Raw genomic sequence first — 1,381 nt, 5'->3', positions numbered from 1 at the left:
CTGACCCCAAGCGAATACGTTAAATCCAACCAGGTCAGACTGCTCGAAGCGGCTAGATTCTAGTTTTGAATCCCATCAGAATTGGGGGAACATCAGAAGCGGCTAGATTCTAGTTTTGAATCCCATCAGAATTGGGGGAACATCACTCTGCGTCGACCAGAAATTGCTGGATGTGCTTTAATTGGATAGGTTTTTCTAGAGTCCCTTTCGCATTCCTTCTAGCGAAGGGATTTTTAATTTGCTGAAGCGCAACCGTAGGCATAGGCATCAAGCTGATCTTGCGGCAAGGATTAGAGGGCTTCGGTTCCGGGATCTTCGTGCGAAGGCGGGAACAGAGAAAGCGGAGCGACGGCTTGGTGGAAGCGAAACGTCGATTAGGCCATTCTTCCGTAAAAATGACCGAGCATTATGTCCGATTGGGACAGATCGTCACTCCAACCGAATGACATATTTTTCTCGGAATTGCGAACTGGCAATGCTTTTGCGGACCGAAATTGAATTCTGAAATTGGCTGAACGCCCTGTGCCTATTGGCTCCCCGACCAGGGCTCGAACCTGGGACCTGCGGATTAACAGTATTCAAGTCATATTGTCTGCTGGCTTCTATATTGTTCTCAGAAGGTTGATTTTCAATAATTTTTCTGTTAATTGTAAACGCATTAATTCTCTTGAATTCTCGTAAATTGTGTAATTTTCGCTGCTCAACTACACAGGAATTACACACACATATTTTAACCGCGTCGCATTTGCCGCTCGTATTATGTGAGGAGATATCCACGGGCTGCGAAGGGGCCCGAGACTGGTCAATCTTCGCGCCGTTTTTCTCGCTTCTTACTCTTGCCGATATCCTGCTCACCACACCGCTTCGGTCTTGTCTGACTCCCCTCAGACACCGCTGCATCACGGCTAAATTCGCGTTCCAGTCGATTTCCGGTGGTAGATCACAGACAGACAGGGGAATGTGGATATGGGCAAACTGCACGGCTTCCATGCAGGCATCCTGGTCCACGTTCTCACACTTCGGGCATTTGCCGCCGTAGAGATTCAGCAGCGACAAGGCCAGCATTTCGAGACGGAATTTCTCCGGGAGTTCCTTGTATTCACCTAGCGAGCGCCTGATCGAGCAGCCGGGCCAAGCTGTCTTCTGGGGCCTTTGTCCCATTCTATCGATTATTTTTTCGGCATATACGCGTTACAGTCTTGTTCGGAGGTTCTTTCAATCATGATAAACTGAAAAATGCTTTAACCGCCGAGTTATTCACGCTTGAAGCAACGCTTTAGCCTAGCTGTTAGCGCCGCTGTAATACTGACCCACTGAGCCGGAGTAAAACTGACCCACCTGGGCGAATATGGTGGCTTTTTGGCTGCCGATTATGTTGACT

At 48.6% G+C, this 1,381-nt stretch carries 1 protein-coding gene; it reads left to right on the top strand.

What is annotated here, in order from left to right; translation table 11 throughout:
* Positions 1-966 precede the first annotated feature (966 nt).
* A complete protein-coding gene (locus tag BM022_RS15650) occupies positions 967-1,107 on the top strand; it encodes a hypothetical protein (protein ID WP_177191758.1) in 141 nt (46 codons plus the stop codon).
* Positions 1,108-1,381 lie beyond the last annotated feature (274 nt).

Source organism: Nitrosospira sp. Nsp14 (assembly GCF_900113575.1).
GTDB lineage: Bacteria > Pseudomonadota > Gammaproteobacteria > Burkholderiales > Nitrosomonadaceae > Nitrosospira.
The sequence above is the reverse complement of the archived record's forward strand: the minus strand, read 5'-3'. Positions and strand labels throughout refer to the sequence as shown.